This window comes from Methylobacterium sp. WL116 (assembly GCF_008039455.1).
Classification (GTDB): domain Bacteria; phylum Pseudomonadota; class Alphaproteobacteria; order Rhizobiales; family Beijerinckiaceae; genus Methylobacterium.
This window is the reverse complement of sequence record NZ_VRUV01000707.1, coordinates 1-1886: the sequence shown is the minus strand read 5'-3', so window position 1 is coordinate 1886 and position 1886 is coordinate 1. Positions and strand designations below refer to the sequence as shown.

Below are 1886 nucleotides of genomic sequence, written 5' to 3'. Positions count from 1 at the left end.
TCGACGGCACGCGCCTCGATGCCCTCGAAGGCGACGGTGGCGACGCGGGTGACCATGACGTGAGGAGCCTTCGGCTTACGGGAAAGTAAGCCTAGGCGGCGCCTATGAGCCTGACAACCTCAGGAACCGGCTCCTCGCGCGGCTGTTCTCCGCCGGTCGACAACCACGAAGGGAAACCGCCATGCGCCCGACTTCCACCGTCCTCGCCCTCGTCCTCGCCGCCGGCCTGTCCGGTGCGGCGCGGGCCGACGAGAAGCTGCCGCCGGACCAGCAGGCCAAGGTCGAGGCGATGCTGAAGCAGGAAGGCTTCACCCAGTGGAAGGAGATCGAGCTGGACGACGGCATGATCGAGGTCGACGATGCCGTCGACGGCTCCGGCAAGCAGTTCGACCTGAAGCTCGATCCGAAGACCCTCGCCATCGTCAAGCGCAAGGCCGAGTAGCGCAGGGACGATGCGGGCGCCGTGCGGCTCTGCCGACCGGCGCCCACCCTGCCAGGGGTCGAAATCCGACGCTTGGTACCTGTAGCCAAACCTCCGAGAAGAGTGGCAACCGGACCCTGGCCGTTTGCCCCGAAGCGGACGTTTTGCCTTCAATCCAAGCCTGCCGTCGAGGTGTAGGCGAGGTTCGGGACTGGGCACGTCGCAGAGGCCGAGGCGCTGAAGACCAAGAGCCAATGCATCTTTAACGTGTGTGTGCTGCTGTGTGGGCGTTCGGGGGAACGCGCTCGCAAACGGTACCTGAATGGCTCGGCAAAGCCGCACCCACGCGTACCGTGTCCCCTACTGGCAGCGCGCGCTGCAGACCTGGCAACGCTTCCATGCGGATCGCCGCGGTGCAGTCGCTCTGATCTTCGCGTTGACCAGCGTGGTCCTCCTTGGCTTGGTTGGCGGCGGCATCGATTACAGCCGCATAGCCTATCGCCGTAGCCAATTGCAGAGCGCCGTCGACAATGCCACGCTCGCGGCAGGTAATGCCCTGAAGCTCGCGCCATCGAATTCGACTGCGGTGGCCAGCATCGTTCAGCGGATCATCATCGAAAATGCACCCTCCCCGCCTGATCGGCCCCTGACCGTGCAGGTTTCGGTCAACAGTGACAAGACCGGCGTCTCAGCCAGCGCGACCGACAATCTCAAGCTCACCTTCGGAGCCTTCGTCGGCGTGAAGGTGGTGCCGATCACAGCCCGCTCGACCGCGACGGTCATGGGCAAGATGCGCCTGTGCCTGCTCACCCTCGATCCCGCTGCTACGGGTAGCCTGCATCTGGAGAAGAACGCGAACCTGTCGGCGACGTCTTGCTCCCTTTATGCCAACTCCAAAGATGCCAAGGCCATTCAGGGTGACGACAACGCCATCGCCAAGGCTGACAGGATCTGCAGCGTCGGTGGATCGAGCACAGCCCGCGCCAACTTCGCGCCGCCTGTGACCACGGGTTGCCCTGCGATCAACGATCCTTTGGCCAGCATCGTGACCGCACCGCCCCCCGGGGGCTGCGTGACGGTGAGTTCGGCGGCCGGCCCTGGCCCAGGAAAGGGACCGGGAGGACCAGCAGCCGGCAACGTTGCGGTGACGGCCAGCACGACGCTTGATCCCGGCACGTATTGCGGCGGCCTGCACATCATCGGAACGGCCAAGGTCACACTCAACCCGGGCGTCTACATCATCAAGGACGGTCCGCTGATCGTGGATCAGCAAGCCAGCATGTCGGGTCAGAATGTCGGGTTCTATTTCATGGGCGACGCCGCTGGTCTGCGGTTCGATGCCAACACCACAATCAGCCTGTCGGCACCGGTGAGCGGCCCCCTGGCGGGCTTCCTGATGACAGAGCAGCCAAGCGTGTCCGCGCCGGTTCCACCACCACCGGGCCCGAAAGGCTCACCCCCGCCC

At 65.0% G+C, this 1886-nt stretch carries 2 protein-coding genes; both read left to right on the top strand.

The window, feature by feature from the left end:
- The first annotated feature begins 181 nt into the window (after window positions 1-181).
- On the top strand, window positions 182-442 hold the full coding sequence (locus FV223_RS26505) for a PepSY domain-containing protein (protein ID WP_147729719.1): 261 nt from the start codon (window positions 182-184) through the stop codon (window positions 440-442).
- Between the two features lie 301 nt (window positions 443-743).
- Window positions 744-1886: pilus assembly protein TadG-related protein (locus tag FV223_RS26500; protein WP_147729718.1), on the top strand; the 1143-nt coding region annotated here is incomplete at its 3' end.

Excerpts from the sequence above, each read along its gene's own strand:
- FV223_RS26505 (WP_147729719.1), top strand. The coding sequence starts at position 182 with ATGCGCCCGACTTCCACCGTCCTCGCCCTCGTCCTCGCCGCCGGCCTG.